The 14,456-nt window shown below is 68.9% G+C and carries 18 protein-coding genes; 3 read left to right on the top strand and 15 right to left on the bottom strand.

The genetic code is table 11. The features are described 5' to 3' along the window. Positions 1–2: 2 nt before the first annotated feature. The 6 genes from BLT45_RS11365 to BLT45_RS11340 all read right to left on the bottom strand — a co-directional run bounded on the left by BLT45_RS11365 (position 3) and on the right by BLT45_RS11340 (position 4,976). Positions 3–854 carry an alpha/beta hydrolase family protein gene (locus BLT45_RS11365; protein ID WP_093299788.1) on the bottom strand — a complete coding sequence of 284 codons (852 nt, stop codon included), beginning with the start codon at positions 852–854 and terminating at the stop codon, positions 3–5. Beyond that, complete coding sequence (thiD, locus tag BLT45_RS11360) at positions 851–1,660, bottom strand: bifunctional hydroxymethylpyrimidine kinase/phosphomethylpyrimidine kinase (RefSeq protein ID WP_093299784.1); 810 nt, start codon at positions 1,658–1,660, stop codon at positions 851–853. The genes BLT45_RS11365 and thiD overlap by 4 nt, the downstream gene beginning before the upstream one ends. Positions 1,661–1,697: 37 nt before the next feature. After that, positions 1,698–2,384, bottom strand: a complete 687-nt coding sequence (locus tag BLT45_RS11355) for a YoaK family protein (RefSeq protein WP_093299779.1) — start codon at positions 2,382–2,384, stop codon at positions 1,698–1,700. Between the two features lie 15 nt (positions 2,385–2,399). Beyond that, positions 2,400–3,797, bottom strand: a complete 1,398-nt coding sequence (locus tag BLT45_RS11350; RefSeq protein ID WP_093299774.1) for a PhoH family protein — start codon at positions 3,795–3,797, stop codon at positions 2,400–2,402. A gap of 130 nt (positions 3,798–3,927) precedes the next feature. Continuing rightward, positions 3,928–4,413, bottom strand: coding sequence for a peroxiredoxin (locus BLT45_RS11345; protein ID WP_093299769.1), 486 nt, complete (start codon positions 4,411–4,413; stop codon positions 3,928–3,930). Between the two features lie 2 nt (positions 4,414–4,415). After that, entirely contained in the window at positions 4,416–4,976 is a 561-nt protein-coding gene (locus BLT45_RS11340) for a glycine cleavage system transcriptional repressor (protein WP_093299764.1), read from the bottom strand. A gap of 183 nt (positions 4,977–5,159) precedes the next feature. Here BLT45_RS11340 and dapA point away from each other — a divergent pair, with 183 nt between their 5' ends. Both dapA and BLT45_RS11330 read left to right on the top strand, forming a co-directional pair. Then, complete coding sequence (gene dapA / locus BLT45_RS11335) at positions 5,160–6,068, top strand: 4-hydroxy-tetrahydrodipicolinate synthase (RefSeq protein ID WP_093299761.1); 909 nt, start codon at positions 5,160–5,162, stop codon at positions 6,066–6,068. A 15-nt stretch (positions 6,069–6,083) separates the two neighbouring features. Further along, positions 6,084–6,578 (top strand): hypothetical protein, encoded by a 495-nt coding sequence (locus BLT45_RS11330; RefSeq protein WP_093299756.1) that lies wholly within the window; start codon positions 6,084–6,086, stop codon positions 6,576–6,578. A 69-nt stretch (positions 6,579–6,647) separates the two neighbouring features. Here the strand turns inward: BLT45_RS11330 and fdxA are convergent, their stop codons facing one another. Beyond that, the gene (gene fdxA / locus BLT45_RS11325; RefSeq protein ID WP_056881145.1) at positions 6,648–6,971 is read right to left on the bottom strand and encodes a ferredoxin FdxA; all 324 of its coding nucleotides are present in this window, start codon (positions 6,969–6,971) and stop codon (positions 6,648–6,650) included. A gap of 305 nt (positions 6,972–7,276) precedes the next feature. On the opposite strand from fdxA, the gene BLT45_RS11320 reads away from it, so the two are divergent. Further along, positions 7,277–7,984, top strand: coding sequence for a pirin family protein (locus tag BLT45_RS11320; protein WP_093299752.1), 708 nt, complete (start codon positions 7,277–7,279; stop codon positions 7,982–7,984). A gap of 63 nt (positions 7,985–8,047) precedes the next feature. On the opposite strand, the gene BLT45_RS11315 is transcribed toward BLT45_RS11320, so the two are convergent. The 8 genes from BLT45_RS11315 to BLT45_RS18355 form a co-directional block, all read right to left on the bottom strand. Continuing rightward, positions 8,048–8,206 carry a DUF1427 family protein gene (locus BLT45_RS11315; protein ID WP_056881147.1) on the bottom strand — a complete coding sequence of 53 codons (159 nt, stop codon included), beginning with the start codon at positions 8,204–8,206 and terminating at the stop codon, positions 8,048–8,050. Beyond that, the gene (locus tag BLT45_RS11310; RefSeq protein ID WP_093299748.1) at positions 8,203–8,433 is read right to left on the bottom strand and encodes a XapX domain-containing protein; all 231 of its coding nucleotides are present in this window, start codon (positions 8,431–8,433) and stop codon (positions 8,203–8,205) included. Before BLT45_RS11310 ends, BLT45_RS11315 begins: the two co-directional genes overlap by 4 nt. Then, the gene (locus BLT45_RS11305; RefSeq protein WP_175455874.1) at positions 8,430–10,070 is read right to left on the bottom strand and encodes an MFS transporter; all 1,641 of its coding nucleotides are present in this window, start codon (positions 10,068–10,070) and stop codon (positions 8,430–8,432) included. Before BLT45_RS11305 ends, BLT45_RS11310 begins: the two co-directional genes overlap by 4 nt. Next, entirely contained in the window at positions 10,067–11,923 is a 1,857-nt protein-coding gene (locus BLT45_RS11300) for an amidohydrolase (protein WP_093301942.1), read from the bottom strand. Before BLT45_RS11300 ends, BLT45_RS11305 begins: the two co-directional genes overlap by 4 nt. An 88-nt stretch (positions 11,924–12,011) precedes the next feature. Next, positions 12,012–12,470 (bottom strand): DoxX family protein, encoded by a 459-nt coding sequence (locus tag BLT45_RS11295; protein WP_093299738.1) that lies wholly within the window; start codon positions 12,468–12,470, stop codon positions 12,012–12,014. A 12-nt stretch (positions 12,471–12,482) separates the two neighbouring features. Then, the gene (locus BLT45_RS11290) at positions 12,483–13,139 is read right to left on the bottom strand and encodes a hydrolase (protein ID WP_093299733.1); all 657 of its coding nucleotides are present in this window, start codon (positions 13,137–13,139) and stop codon (positions 12,483–12,485) included. Positions 13,140–13,230: 91 nt separating this feature from the next. Continuing rightward, complete coding sequence (wrbA, locus tag BLT45_RS11285) at positions 13,231–13,830, bottom strand: NAD(P)H:quinone oxidoreductase (protein WP_093299729.1); 600 nt, start codon at positions 13,828–13,830, stop codon at positions 13,231–13,233. Between the two features lie 54 nt (positions 13,831–13,884). Beyond that, a complete protein-coding gene (locus BLT45_RS18355; protein ID WP_175455823.1) occupies positions 13,885–14,334 on the bottom strand; it encodes a helix-turn-helix transcriptional regulator in 450 nt (149 codons plus the stop codon). Positions 14,335–14,456 lie beyond the last annotated feature (122 nt).

Raw genomic sequence — 14,456 nt, 5'->3', positions numbered from 1 at the left:
TGTCAGGCCAGCAAGGCGTCGACGACGGCCTGCGGCTGCTTCATCCAGGCGAAGTGGTCCGCACGCGTGCCGAGCGCGGCATGGTGCAGGATCTCGACGCGCGTGGGTGCTTCCGGCATTTTCGCCATCAGCGCGCGCAGCGAACTTTCCGGCGCCAGCCAGTCGTCATCGAACAGCACGCCGTCGATCGGTGTCCGTACCTGACGCATGCCGGCTTCCAGGTCGGCCGGCCAACCCGCGGCGCGGTAGCGTCCGCTGAGGCCGACCCGCGCCCAGTCGCGGATCAATCCGCGCGCCTCATCACCGCCGAAGCCGAGCCGCCGACCGGGGAGTGCGCCGCACGCGTGCGCCAGCCACGGTGCGAACTGGTAGAAGAACGGCAGCGCATGGCCGCGCAGCCCCGGGAACGTGCGCCAGTGCGGCGTGCCGCTTCCGACCAGCCAGAGCCGGTCGAACGCCGCGGGTTCGGCGCCCAGGTGGCAGGCCGCCAGCTGGCCGCCCAGGCTGTGGCCGCCGATCAGGTGCGGCAGGCCGGGCAGGCGCCGCTGCACCTCGGCGTGGCTGAGCGGCAGGTCGGTGCCGAGCAGTTCGCGGTATCCCCAATCCTCGCGGCGCCCCGCGCGCAGCGTGCTGCTGCCGTTGCCGCGCCATTCGTGCACGAACACCGCCATGCCGCGCGCCGCCAGCATGTCCGCGAACGGCAGGTAGTGGCGTGCCGCCACGCCCAGTGCAGGAATCCACAGCAGCGCGGAGGTCGCGGTCGCCGGGATGCGCGCGAGCAGCGTATAGCCATGCCCATCCGGCGAGCGCAACGGGATCTCCAGCGGCGCGATGTCGATGTCGAAGGTGTTCATGCGTCGGGCGCCGCTCCGAAGTGGTCGAGCACGAGGATGTCGCTGCGGCCGGGGCGATAGCCGCCGCGCAATGCCGCATGCACGTAGTCGGAGGCCGCCAGGCAGGCCTGCATCATCGGCATGCCCAGCGCGCAGCGTGCGGCGATGGCGGACGCCAGGGTACAGCCCGTTCCGTGCGCCTCCACCTCCAGCCGGAGATGCGAGGTTTCCGTCGTTCCCGTGTGGTCGACATACAGGTCCACCACGTCGCCGCCGCCGGGCAGGTGGCCGCCCTTGAGGAACACGGCGCGTGCGCCGAAGGCGAGCAGATCCTGCGCGGCGCCGCGCATGGCGGCGATGTCGGGGATCGGCCGGCCGAGCAGCAGTTCGGCCTCGGGGAGATTGGGCGTCACCACGTGCGCCAAGGGCAGGAGCTGCGTGCGCAGCGCATGCAGCGCGCTGTCTTCGAGCAGCTTCGCGCCGCTCGTCGCCACCATCACCGGATCGACCACGATCGTCGCAGGCCGGTGGTCGCGCAGGGCATCGGCGACCACGCCGATCACCTCGGCGGTGGCGAGCATGCCCAGCTTGGCCGCACGGATGTCGAAGTCGTCGAAGCAGGCATCGAGCTGCGCGCGCAGGAAATCCATCGAAGGCACGTCCACCGCCGTCACGCCACGGGTGTGCTGCGCGGTGAGCGCGGCGATCACCGAGAGTCCGTGCACGCGGTGCGCGGCGAAGGTCTTCAGGTCGGCCTGGATGCCGGCGCCGCCGCCGGAATCGGAGCCGGCGATGGTGAGTGCGGAAACCACGGAGGGGAGCGTCATGCGCGGATTGTGCCATCGCGACGGCGCGGTCGTCGGTCTACGCGCCCGTTTCCGTCCCCGTTCCCGGCGACCGCCATTGGCGGTACGCCACGTAGCCCGTGCCTGTCAGTCCGGTCAACAGGGCCGGCGCGAGCAGGGCGTCGTAGCCGAACTGCCGATAGAGCAGTGCGCCGAGCACGCCGCCGCCGAGGAAGCCGCTGATGATCAGCCCGCTGAGCGTCAGCCGCCGTACCTGTAGCGGCATACCCCGCAACAGGTGGCCCAGGCCGATACCGAGGTCGGTGAACATGCCGCTGAGATGGGTGGTGCGCACCGCCGCGCCGCTGTACGTGGTCACCATGGCGTTTTGCAGGCCGCACGCGGTGGCGGCCAGCAATGCGCCCCAGATCTGCTCCTGCTTGAACAACGGGATCGCCACGAGCAACAGGAGCGCCTCCAGTGCGAGCGCCGCTCCGTAGCGGCGCCCGAGCCTGAGCGTCTGATCCTGGATGATGAGGCCGCTGAGCATGGCGCCCAGGCAGAACGCGATCAGCATGCCCCACAGGTGCATCACCGCGCGCAGGTCACCGTGCGCAAGCGCGGCACCCAGCAGGCTGGTGGTGCCGGTCAGGTGGCTGACCGCCTGGTGCTCGAAGCCCAGGTAGCCGATGACATTGACCATCCCCGCCACGCAGGCCAGCGCGACGGCGCCGATCCATACCCAGCGGGGAAGGTGCAGGCCCACGTCGCCGCCGACCGGCTACAGCACTTCCGACGCGTAGTCCGCCAGGCGGGAGCGCTCGCCGCGACGCAGCGTGATGTGCGCGCTGTGCGCCCAGTTCTTGAAGCGGTCCACCGCGTAGGTCAGGCCGGACGTCGTCTCCGTCAGGTAGGGCGTGTCGATCTGCTCCACGTTGCCGAGGCAGACGATCTTGGTGCCCGGACCCGCGCGCGTGATCAGCGTCTTCATCTGCTTGGGCGTGAGGTTCTGGGCTTCGTCCAGGATCAGGTAGCGGCTCAGGAACGTGCGCCCGCGCATGAAGTTCATCGAGCGGATCTTGATGCGCGAAGCCAGCAGGTCATTGGTCGCCGCCCGACCCCAGGCGCCTCCTTCCTGGTTGTGCGTCAGCACTTCCAGGTTGTCGGTCAACGCGCCCATCCATGGCGTCATCTTTTCCTCTTCCGTGCCGGGCAGGAAGCCGATGTCCTCGCCGACGCTCACCGTGGCGCGGGTCATGATGATCTCGCGATAGCGTTGCTGGTCCATCGTCTGCGCCAGGCCCGCCGCCAGCGCCAGCAGCGTCTTGCCGGTGCCGGCCGTGCCGAGCAGGGTGACGAAGTCGACGTCCGGGTCCATCAGTGCGTTGAGGGCGAAGTTCTGCTCGCGGTTGCGCGCGGCGATGCCCCAGACCGCATGCTGGCCGCTGCGGAAATCGTCGACGATCTGCAGCGTGGCCTTGTCGCCTTCCACGCGCGCGACGCGGAACTCGGACTCGTCGTCGCCGGGCAGGTAGAGGAACTGGTTGGGGTACCAGCCCGCATCCTTCTCCATCGTCACTTCGTAGTACGTGCGCCCCTTGTCGGTCCAGGAGCGCAGGTCCTTGCCGTAGCGCTGCCAGAAATCCTCGGGCAGCGGATCGGCGCCGGTGTAAAGCAGGCTGAAATCGTCCAGCGCACGGTCGTTCTCGTAATCCTCCGACACGATGCCGGCGATCGCGGCCTTGATCCGCAGGTTGATGTCCTTGGAGACGAACACCACCGGGATCTCGGGCGTCTGCTCCTTCAGCGCCAGGATCGCGCCCAGGATGGCGTTGTCGGGGATGACCGCACCGAAGCTCTTGCCGGCTTCGAAGTGGCTGGTCTGGAAGCGCAGCAGGCCGGCGCTCTGCGTGCCGCGCAGCTGCAGGCTGTTGGGCTGGATCAGCGGGATGCCCGCGGCCAGGTTGTCCAGGCCGGAGGTTTCGACCAGTTCGTTGAGGAAGCGGCTGACCTGCCGCGCGTTGCGGCTCGCTTCCGACGTGCCCTTCTTGCCGTTGTCCAGTTCCTCGATCACCTGCATCGGCAGGTAGACATCGTGCTCCTCGAACTTGAACAGCGCGGTGGGGTCGTGCATCAGCACGTTCGTGTCCAACACATAGATACGCTTGCTACGGGTCATTCAGGCAACCTCATGGAGGAAGATGTGTGAACACATGACGCAACAACGGGTGCCGCGGAAACGCGCACAGCAGCGCGCCACCATGACCCGCCGCGGCGCGGGATGGTGGTCGGGGTGGAAGAGGATTTCGTCACTGGGCTTGGTGGGCCTTCAGGGCTTCAAGCACGGCCTCGGCGTGGCCGGCGACCTTCACGCCGCGCCATTCCTGCGCGATGCGGCCGTCGGGCGAGATCAGGAAGGTGCTGCGTACCACGCCCAGCACCTTGCGGCCGTACATGTTCTTCTCGTGGATGACGTCGAAGGCCTTGCACAGCGCTTCGTCGGCGTCGCTGACCAGCGGGAACCTGAAGCCCTGCTTGGCGCAGAAGTTGTCGTGCGATTTCACCGAGTCGCGCGAGACGCCCAGCACGGTGGCGCCGAGTTTCTTGAACTTCGGCAGCAGCGCGTTGAAGTCGAGGCCCTCGGTGGTGCAGCCCGGCGTGCTGTCCTTCGGATAGAAGTACAGCACCAGCCACTGGCCTGCGTAGTCGGCGAGGGTGGCGGTCTCGCCGCCGGACAGGGCCAGCGGCAGTTTGAGGACGGACTTGGTCAGTGCTTTCGCGCCTTTGGCCGTCATCGTCAGAACTTCATCGGGTCCATGATCGCGTCCAGATTCAGGTGGTCGCAGAATTCAAGGAAATCGTCGCGCAATGCGGCGATGTGCATGTTGGCCGGCACGCCGATCGTCACCTGCGCCGAGAACATCTCCGCGCCCGTCTGCATCGCGCGGTAGCGCGTGCTCTGCAGGTTCTCGATGGTGATGCCCTGGCGGTCGAAGAAATCGGCCAGTTGGAAGAGGATGCCCGGCTTGTCCGCCGCCACCACTTCCACGATGTAGGGCAGCAGGTTCGACTGCACGACCTTCGGGCCGGTGCGGTAGAAGACCAGCTTCAGGCCCTCGTCGCGCTCCAGGCGCGAGAGCATCGCCTCCAGCTTGGCCACCGCGTCCCAGGAGCCGGTCGCCAGCGCCGTCACGGACACGTCGCGGCCCACCGTCGACAGACGCGCGTCCACCAGATTGCAGCCGCTGTCCGCGATCCGGCGCGTCACCGACAGAAGCGGCGACTCCGGATGCGTCGTGTAGGCGGTAATCAGGAGGTGGTTTTCGGTCGGCGAAGGCCGGGGCGAGGAATCGGTCAAAGGTGCGTCCGGCGTTGCAGCGAGGCTGAATGGCGGCCGGGCGCTGGCCCGGCGACGTGGGCAGCATACTTGCCCGCCCTTTGAGGCCGCAAGTAACATGCGGCCGACATTGCGGGCACTCCGGGATAACCGCGCTTACTTGCGCTGCCGGAGCGCCGGATCCCTCCACCGAGAGCCATTCCCTTGCACCTTTCCGGCAGCATCACCGCACTGGCCACGCCGTTCCTGGCGTCGGGCGAACTCGACCTGCACGCCTGGCGAGCGCTGCTGAAACAGCAGGCGGACGGTGGCACGCAGGGCGTGGTGGTGGCCGGTTCGACGGGCGAAGCCGCCGCGCTCTCCGATGAGGAATACGACACGCTGCTGCGCATCGCCGTGGAGACGGTGGGCGGCGCGCTGCCGGTGCTGGCCGGCACCGGGCAGATGAACACGGCCAAGACCATCGCCGCCACCCGGCGCGCCGCGGAAGGCGGGGCGCACGCGGCGCTGGTGGTCACGCCGCCGTACGTGCGGCCGACCCAGGCAGGCCTGGTGGCGCACTACCGCGCCGTCGCCGACCAGGGCGGGTTGCCCGTCGTGCTCTACAACGTGCCAGGCCGCACCGGCTGCGACCTGCTGCCGGAGACCGTCGCGGAGCTGGTGGATCATCCGAACATCATCGGCATCAAGGAAGCGCGCGCCGAGCCCGAGCGCATGACCGCGTTGCTGGCGCTGCGGAACGAACGCTTCGCCATCCTCAGCGGCGACGACCCGACCGCGGGCCGCGCGATGCTGGCCGGCGCCGACGGCCTGATCTCGGTCGGCTCCAATGCCTTGCCGCGCACGTTCCGTCGCCTGTGCGACCTGGCGCGCGGCGGGCATGCCGACGCGGTCGCCACGCTGGACCAGCAGTTGCAGGATCACTACGCCTTCTTCGGCATCGAATCCAATCCCATCCCGGTGAAGGCGCTGCTGCAGCGCCAGGGCATCGGCCAGGGCCTGCGCCTGCCCCTGCTGCCGCTGTCCGCCCCCCATGTCCCCACTGCCGACAGGCTGGCCACGCTGGCCCAGTCGCTGGAAGCACAATCCAACCGCGGTACGATCGCGGCCTGAACCCAGGAGAATTTCATGCGTCTTTCGTCTTCACTCGTGCGTCCGCTTGCCTTGGTGCTGCTGGTCGTGTCCGTTGCCGGCTGCTCGTGGTTCAAGAAGGACGCCAAGGGCGACTACGCGCTGGCGCCGGAAGCCCGTCCGCTGGAAGTGCCGCCGGATCTCAACGTGCCGAACACCAGCGGCGCCATGCAGGTACCCAACGTCGGTCCGGCCGCTACCGCCGCCAGGCCCGCGGCAGCGTCGGGTGGCTTCACCGTGGCGGGTAGCCGCGACGACGCGTTCACCCGCGTGGGCGAGGCCCTGGCGGGCATCGACGGCGCCACCATCGCCAGTCGCGCGCAGTTGCTGGGCACCTACGACGTGAGCTACGAAGGCGCGAGCTTCCTGGTGCGCGTGAGCGCCGTGGACGCCGGCGCCTATGTGTCCGCGGTGGATCCGCGCGGCCTGCCGGCCACCAGCCCGGCGGCGGTCAAGCTGCTGGCGGCGCTGAAGGCCAAGCTCGCCGGCTGATCCCGCCGGCATCGACGGAAACGAAAAGGGCGCCATCGGCGCCCTTTTTCGTTGCATCGCGGATCCGGATCAGCGCTCCAGCAGCGGCAACTTGTCCGGCTTGCCTTCCCATTCCTTGGCGTCCGGCAGCGGGTCCTTGCGCGTGGTGATGACCGGCCACGCCCTGGACAGCTCGGCATTGAGCGCGACATATCCTTCCTGGCCCGCGGGCACGTCGTCTTCCGGGTAGATCGCGTTGATCGGGCACTCCGGCTCGCAGAGCGTGCAGTCGATGCATTCGTCCGGGTCGATCACCAGGAAGTTCGGACCTTCGTGGAAGCAGTCCACCGGGCAGACTTCCACGCAGTCGGTGTACTTGCACTTGATGCAGTTTTCGGTGACGACGAAGGGCATGAAGACAGGGGCTCGAACGGAAACCGCGCAAGTTTAATGCACGGGGCCGGTGGGGGTGAGAGGAATTCCCGTCCGCGGCGTCGTGCGCGTTCACTGCGACGCGATGGCGCGCCACCGAAGATGGCCGCGTGCCGCGCACGGACCTCCACGACACGGCGCGTCGAGATCGGGCAGGGTGGTCGCTGGCATGGTTCGGCAGCCATGCATCACATAAATGGAACAATCAGTTAGTTATTGACTTATTTATTCCATTTATGTCGAAGATCATGCTGTGCGCCACGTCCACCACTGAAGGAGTTCCCGCCATGATCACCCTGCGTCCTGCCCACGAGCGCGGCCATGCCAACCACGGCTGGCTGGATTCCTGGCACAGCTTCTCCTTCGCGAACTACTTCGACGACAAGCACGTGCACTGGGGCCCCCTGCGCGTGATCAACGAGGATCGCGTGGCCGCCGGCCGCGGGTTCGGCGAGCACGGCCATCGCGACATGGAGATCATCAGCTACGTGCTGGAAGGCGCGCTGGGCCACAAGGATTCGATGGGCAACAGCTCGAGCATCGTGCCGGGCGACGTGCAGCGCATGAGCGCGGGCACCGGCGTGCAGCACTCGGAGTTCAACTACAGCGACTCGGGCACCACGCATTTCCTGCAGATCTGGATCATTCCCGACCGCCAGGGCGTGACGCCGTCGTACGAGGAGAAGTCCTTCCCGGCCACCGACAAGCAGGGCCGCCTGCGCCTGGCCATCAGTCCCGACGGCGCCGACGGCTCGGTGAGCATCCACCAGGATGCCCGCATGTACGTGGGCCTGTTCGATGGCAGCGAGAAGGCGGAACTGCGCCTGGCCGAAGGTCGGCTCGGCTACGTGCACATCGCGCGCGGCGAAGCGACCGTCAACGGGCAGGCGTTGAAGGCCGGCGATGCGCTGATGTACCGCGGCGAGCCGCTGGTCAGCATCGAGCGCGGCATCGCCGCCGAAGTGCTGGTGTTCGACCTGCCGACGATGCAGTAAACATCGCCACGCGGCGAATCGAAGGGCGCGCTTGTCGCGCCCTTCTTCGTTTGCGGGTGGCCGTCAGCCGAGCAGCCGGTCCGCGGCCAGGAAACCCGCCGTCATCGCCACCACCAGCAACGCGCCCTGCAGGCGCGGCGGCGCGGGCACCGGGATGTCGAGCCAGCGGCAGGCGATGCCGATGGCGAGGGCGAGCGCGATGCCGACGAGCGCGGTGATCATGGCGGGTCGCTTCGCGAGGTCTGCCCGGTGGGGCCGCCGCAATCGCGTCGATGCTGCGCTTCGCGTCGGGTGAGCGCACGGTCGGCCAGCATGTAGCCGCTGGTCATCGCCACCACCAGCAGGGCGCCGACGAGCACCGGCGGTGCGGGCACCGGCACGCCGAAGGCGCGGCATCCGAAACCGATGCCGAAGCCCAGCAGGAGCCCGGCGACGAATTTCCCGTTCATGCCAGGCCCTCATGCGTCGACGGCGCGTCCGGTGGCGCCGTGCCCGGCGCGCCGCCGATGAAGTGGCGTACCTGCGGGCGCTGGGTGGGATCGGCGAGCGTCTCCAGCAGCGCGTCCTGGAGGGCGCGCTCGTCTTCGGTCACGCGTTCGTGCTGGCGCAGATGCTCGCGCCACGACGCGTCGACGAAATATTCCAGGTACACGCCCGATTGCGTGCTGTCCTCGGCCACGCCCCATTGCAGCGCGCCGTTGCGGCGACGCGCGTGCCCGAGCGGTTGCAGGCGATGCAGGAAATCCTGGCGGCGGGCCGGGTCGACGCGGTACTCGATCGTCACCAGCACCGGCCCTCGGTCGTCGTGCAGGTCCGCGGCGACCACCGGCTGCGGCCAGTGGCCCGATGGCGTGACGTTGACGCGCGCGGCGTCGCCCAGGCGGAAGCGCGCGCCTGCGATCGCCGCCACCGCCGTTCCTATCGCGGCCGCCAGCAGCGCATGCGGCGTGCCGAACTGCTGCGCCAGCCAGCCCCAACCCAGGCTGCCGGCCGCCATGCCGCCGGAAAACACCACGATGTACAACGAGAGCGCACGCGCACGGACCCAGGCCGGGACCGCGGTCTGCGCAGCGATCTGCAGCGAGGAGAGCACGGCGATCCAAGCGAAACCCGCGAGCAGGGCGACGCTGTACAGCACCGGCACCCAGCGCAGCAGGGCGATGGCGAGGATGCAGCCGGCGTAGGCCAGGGTCGCCCACAGCACCATGCGGTCCGGATCCACGCGCGTGCGCAACCCTGGCAGCAGCATCGCCCCGCCGATGGCGCCCGCGCCGATGCAGCCCAGCAGCAGACCGTAAGTGCCGGCGCTGGCGTGCAGATCCTGCTTCACCACGATGGGCAACAGCGCCGTCAACGCACTGGCGAAGGTGAAGAACCACGCGGCCTTCACCAATACCGCCTGCAGCACACTGGCGCGCGTGGCGTAGCGCAACCCCGCGCGCAGGGCGACGCCGAAGGTCTCCGGCGGCAACACCGATGCGGTCGGCGCGCGGCGCCAGCGCCACAGCACCACGGCCACGCCGCAGAAGGTCAGCGCGTTGACGGCGAACGCCCACGCGATGCCGGCCTGCGCGACGATCAGCCCGCCCAGCGCCGGCCCGATGGCGCGCGCGATGTTCATGCTCAGCGAACCCAATGCGACCGCCGGTCCCAGCATCGGCTTCGGCACGAGTTCCGGCGTGGTGGCCTGTTGCGCCGGCATCGCCATCGCCGCGCCGATGCCGAGCGCGAACGTCAGCGCGACCAGCATCCACGGGCCCAGCCGGTCCATGTGCGCGAGCACGGCCAGCGTGCTGGCGACCAGCAGCATCCACAGCTGCGCCAGGATCAGGTAGCGGCGCCGGTCCACGATGTCGGCCAGCGTGCCGGCGACGATGGCCAACACGACGACGGGCAAGGTGGTCGCAGACTGCACGGCGGCAACCATCAGCGGCGAGTTCGTCGTTTCGGCCATGACCCATGCGGCGGCGACATCGTGGATCCACGTGCCGACGTTGCCGACCAGGATGGCGAGCCAGAGCGCGCGGAAGGTCGGCTGTCCGAGCGGGGACCAGGGGCCGTTCGCAGCGGGCGCGGACATGGTCAGAACGCGAAGCACGCACAGCCGAGCGTGCCCCAGAACGCCTGCAGGTCGCGCGTCGGCACGGTGTGGTGTACGGCATGGTGGTGGCCGGCGTGGTCGTGCGTGTGTACACGGCACGCCGGACCGTGTGCCTGCGCCAGCGCCGCACTGGCTTGTGCGAGCGTGCCGCCCTGGTAACCGCCGAAGCGGTTGACCGGCGACCAGTCGGGCATCGGCGCGGGCAGCGCGGGCGCGTGCGGGGCGAACGGCCCGGCGCCATGCACGATGCGGCCACCCACCACCGTCAGCATGCTGGTGATGTCGGGGATGTCCTCCTCGGCGACGGCGAAATAGTCGGCCGACAACAGCGCGCAATCGGCGAACTGGCCGGGCGCCAGCCGCCCCTTGCGGTCCTGCTCGGTCGAGAACCACGCGCTGCCGTGCGTCCACACCTGCAGCGCTTCCTCGCGCTCCAGCCGGTTGTCGTCGCCGTACATCTTCAGGCCGCCGAGCGTGCGCCCGCTGACCAGCCAGTACAGCGCCACCCACGGGTTGTAGCTGGCGACGCGGGTGGCGTCGGTGCCGGCGCCCACGGGAACGCCAGCCTGCAGCATTCGCCGCACCGGCGGCGTGTGCCGCAGCGCGTCCTTGCCGTAGCGCGCTGCGAAAAACTCGCCTTGGTAAGCCATGCGGTGCTGGATGGCGATGCCGCCGCCGAGCGCGCGCACGCGATCGATGTTGCGTGGCGAGATGGTTTCCGCATGATCGACGATCCAGTGCAGTCCGTCGAATGGCACCTCGCGGTTCACCTGCTCGTAGACGTCGAGCACGCGGGTGATGCTCTCGTCGTAGGTGGCATGGATGCGGAACGGCCAGCGCTGTTCGGCGAGGAAGCGCACCACGTTCGCCAGTTCGCCTTCCAGCGTCGACGGCAGGTCGGGGCGTGGCTCGCGGAAATCCTCGAAGTCCGCTGCCGAGAACACCAGCATTTCGCCGGCGCCGTTATGGCGCAGCAGGTCGTCGCCGTGGCCGGGCTTGACCATCGTCGACCAACGCTGGAAGTCGGCCAGTTCCTCGCCCTTCTTCTGGGTGAAGAGGTTGTAGGCGATGCGCACCGTCAGCTGCCCGTCGGCATGCAACTGCTCGATGATCCGGTAGTCCTCCGGGTAATTCTGGAAACCGCCGCCGGCGTCGATCACCGAGGTGATGCCCAGCCGGTTGAGTTCGCGCATGAAATGCCGGGTGGAGTTGAGCTGATACTCCGCCGGCAGCCTGGGACCCATCGCCAGCGTGGCGTACAGGATCAATGCATTGGGTTTGGCCAGCAGCAAGCCGGTGGGATTGCCGGCCTTGTCGCGCTGGATCTCGCCGCCGGGCGGGTTCGGCGTGTCTTTCGTGTAGCCCGCCGCGCGCAGCGCGGCGCGGTTGAGCAGGGCGCGGTCGTACAGGTGCAGGATGAAGACCGGCGTATCGGGCGCGGCGGCATTCAACTCCTCCAGCGTCGGCAGACGTTTCTCGGCGAACTGCGATTCGCTGAAGCCACCCACCACGCGCACCCATTGCGGCGCCGGGGTGACGGCGACCTGCGCCTTCAGCATCGCCATGGCATCGGCAAGCGAGCGCACGCCGTCCCAGCGCAGTTCCAGGTTGTAGTTCAGGCCGCCGCGGATCAGATGGGTGTGGCTGTCGTTGAGGCCCGGCACCAGCCGGCGGCCACCGGCGTCGATCACGCGGGTGGCGTCGCGGGCGTGCGCCATCACGTGGACCTCGTCGCCCACTGCCAGTACGCGTCCGTCGGCGAAGGCGATCGCGCTGGCCGAAGGTTGCGCCGCATCCAGCGTGGTGATGCGCGCATTGCGCAGGATCAGGTCGGCCATGCGGGATTCTCCGGAGCGGGCGTCGCGGGGCAGCGCCGCGAGCGTGGCGGCGGCCGCCACGGTCTTCAGCAGGTGGCGGCGCGTATCGTCAACGGCCATGCGCGTTCCGTGCGCGCGACGTGCGCAAGGCATCGAAGGACAGGGCACCTGGGCCGGTCAGCGCGACCGCGAGGTTGGCGAGCAACCACAGCACCGGATACTCGATGCCGCCGTGCATCCAGAACCAGCCATGCGACAGGTTCAAGGCGACGGTGACGCCGAGGAACGCCGCCGAGCCCAGCGCCGCGATGCGCGTGAACGCACCGACGACGACCAACAGACCGAGAGCGGTCTGCAGCGCGGCAAGCAGCAACGGCAACGGTGCTGCAGAGGGCAGGCCGAAGTGCTGGAGTTCGGCTGCGAACCCGGCGATGCCGGGCCCGCCGAACCAGCCCAGCAGCTTGCCCAGCCCATGCGGCAGCAGGAAGCCGCCTGCGGCCAGGCGCAGGATCAGCAGCCCGGCCGACGTGGCGTGCGGGCGTTCGAAAGACGCGGCATGGGCGACCATCGCCGCGCCCCGTCAGTGGCCGCCTTCGGAGGCGCCGAACATGCTCTTGGCGTACTGGATGCCCAGGCCGTAGCCGCCGCCGTGCAGCTTGGCGATGCCGGTGGTGAGGTCGTAGGTCGCGCTGCGACCCCAGTCGCGCTGCAGTTCCAGCAGGTACTGCACGCTGGTCAGCGGCCGTACGCCGGCCTGGATCATGCGCTGCATCGCGCGTTCGTGCGCTTCGGCGGTGACGTCGCCGCAAGCGTCGGCGATCACGTAGACCTCGAAACCTTGGTCGAGCGCGGACAGCGCCGGCCCGACGATGCAGACGCTGGTCCACAGGCCGCCGAGCACCACGCGGCCCTTGCCGGACGCATTCACTGCGGCGATGACGGCGGCATCTTCCCAGCAGTTCATGGTGGTGCGGTCGAGCACGTTCGCGTTGGGAAAGGCTTCCGGGATTTCCGGGAACAGCGGGCCGGAGAAGGATTTCTCGGCCACGGTCGTCAGCAGCGTCGATACACCGAAGCCGGCCGCGCCCTTGGCGACGAGCGCGACGTTGTTGCGCAGCATGGCGACGTCGATGGAGTGCGTGGCGAACGCCATCTGCGATTGGTGGTCGATCAGGATCAGCGTGTGGTCGGTGGGCGTCAGCAGGGTCTTGCCGGCGGCGGGGGAGGCGGTAGGCATGTCGGGCTCCAGGCTTGAAGGAGAAATCGCGCCACTGTCGCGCGCCGACACGCACGCCGGCTTGCATCGGCGTGCGCGCTGCCCGCGGCCGTCATCCGTGCAGCTTGATCGCGGTCTCGGCGACCCGGCGACCCTGGTAGCGGGCGGCGTCCAACTCGTTCTGGGTGGGCTGGCGCGAGCCGTCGCCACCGGCGATCGTGGTGGTGCCGTAGGGCGAACCGCCGGTCACTTCGTCGAGTTTCATCTGCCCGGCGAAGCCGTAGTCCAGCCCGACGATCACCATGCCGAAGTGCAGCAGGTTGGTGATGATGGAGAACAGCGTGGTTTCCTGGCCGCCATGCTGGGTGGCGGTCGAGGTGAACGCCGCGCCCACCTTGCCGTGCAGGGCGCCCTTGGCCCACAGGCCGCCCGCCTGGTCCAGGAAGTTGGCCATCTGCGAGGCCATCCGGCCGAAGCGCGTGCCGGTGCCGACGATGATGGCGTCGTAGTCGGCGAGTTCGGCGATGGTGGCCACCGGTGCGGGCTGATCGAGCTTGTAGTGCGATTTCTTCGCCACGTCCTCCGGCACCAGTTCCGGCACGCGCTTGATGTCGACGCTGGCGCCGCCGGCGCGCACGCCCTCGGCCACGGCATTCGCCATGGTCTCGATGTGCCCGTAGGCGGAGTAGTAGAGGATCAGGACCTTGGCCATCGCGGAACTCCTGGGGTAGGGGGCCACCGCACGGTGCGGCGGCGGCATGCAGGGTCACGCCGTGCGGGTTACCGGCGCGTGCAGGTGGCAGAACTCGCGCGGGGAATAGCCGGTCATCCGACGGAAGGTGCGGGTGAAATGGCTCTGGTCGAAGAAGCCCAGCGAGGCCGCCGTGGCGGAGATCTTCTGCGGTCCGCGCGCGAGTTGTTCCTTCGCCAGCGCGATCCGTTTGGCCAGCACGAACTCCATCGGGCTGCGGCCCGTGCTGATGCGGAACAGGCGGGCGAAATGGAAACGACTGATGCAGGCGGCGCTGGCGATGTCGGCGAGCGTGATCGTGTCGCCGATGTGGCGCTCGATGTAGTCCAGCGCCCGCGCCAGCGCGCGTGGGCTGAGGCCGCGCGATGCGGCCTGCGGATCACGGTCGGTCCAGGGGGCGATGGCGAACGGAACAGGCGGGAGCGCGACGGTCTCGTGCAGGAACAGGGACGGGGAGGCATCCACGGCGGTGTCCTCGAGCGGCGATGGCGGGAAGGGCCTGCCGGCAGAGCGCAGTGCGGGGGAGGGCAGGCCAGGGATCATGGTGCGGCGCGAAGTTCGGGTGCAGGAACCCCTATCGGGGCAGG

Origin of the sequence: Pseudoxanthomonas sp. CF385, assembly GCF_900104255.1 — a bacterium.
GTDB lineage: Bacteria > Pseudomonadota > Gammaproteobacteria > Xanthomonadales > Xanthomonadaceae > Pseudoxanthomonas_A.
This window is presented reverse-complemented; position numbering and strand designations above follow the sequence as displayed.

Bases quoted from the DNA above. Each gene is read 5' to 3' on its own strand.
- BLT45_RS11290 (WP_093299733.1), bottom strand. From the start codon at position 13,139: ATGCCTACCGCCTCCCCCGCCGCCGGCAAGACCCTGCTGACGCCCACC.
- fdxA (WP_056881145.1), bottom strand. From the start codon at position 6,971: ATGCCCTTCGTCGTCACCGAAAACTGCATCAAGTGCAAGTACACCGAC.
- BLT45_RS11350 (WP_093299774.1), bottom strand. From the start codon at position 3,797: ATGACCCGTAGCAAGCGTATCTATGTGTTGGACACGAACGTGCTGATG.
- BLT45_RS11310 (WP_093299748.1), bottom strand. From the start codon at position 8,433: ATGAACGGGAAATTCGTCGCCGGGCTCCTGCTGGGCTTCGGCATCGGT.
- BLT45_RS11365 (WP_093299788.1), bottom strand. From the start codon at position 854: ATGAACACCTTCGACATCGACATCGCGCCGCTGGAGATCCCGTTGCGC.
- thiD (WP_093299784.1), bottom strand. From the start codon at position 1,660: ATGACGCTCCCCTCCGTGGTTTCCGCACTCACCATCGCCGGCTCCGAT.
- BLT45_RS11295 (WP_093299738.1), bottom strand. From the start codon at position 12,470: ATGGTCGCCCATGCCGCGTCTTTCGAACGCCCGCACGCCACGTCGGCC.
- BLT45_RS11345 (WP_093299769.1), bottom strand. From the start codon at position 4,413: ATGACGGCCAAAGGCGCGAAAGCACTGACCAAGTCCGTCCTCAAACTG.
- BLT45_RS11300 (WP_093301942.1), bottom strand. From the start codon at position 11,923: ATGGCCGACCTGATCCTGCGCAATGCGCGCATCACCACGCTGGATGCG.
- wrbA (WP_093299729.1), bottom strand. From the start codon at position 13,830: ATGGCCAAGGTCCTGATCCTCTACTACTCCGCCTACGGGCACATCGAG.
- BLT45_RS11330 (WP_093299756.1), top strand. From the start codon at position 6,084: ATGCGTCTTTCGTCTTCACTCGTGCGTCCGCTTGCCTTGGTGCTGCTG.
- BLT45_RS11320 (WP_093299752.1), top strand. From the start codon at position 7,277: ATGATCACCCTGCGTCCTGCCCACGAGCGCGGCCATGCCAACCACGGC.
- BLT45_RS11315 (WP_056881147.1), bottom strand. From the start codon at position 8,206: ATGATCACCGCGCTCGTCGGCATCGCGCTCGCCCTCGCCATCGGCATC.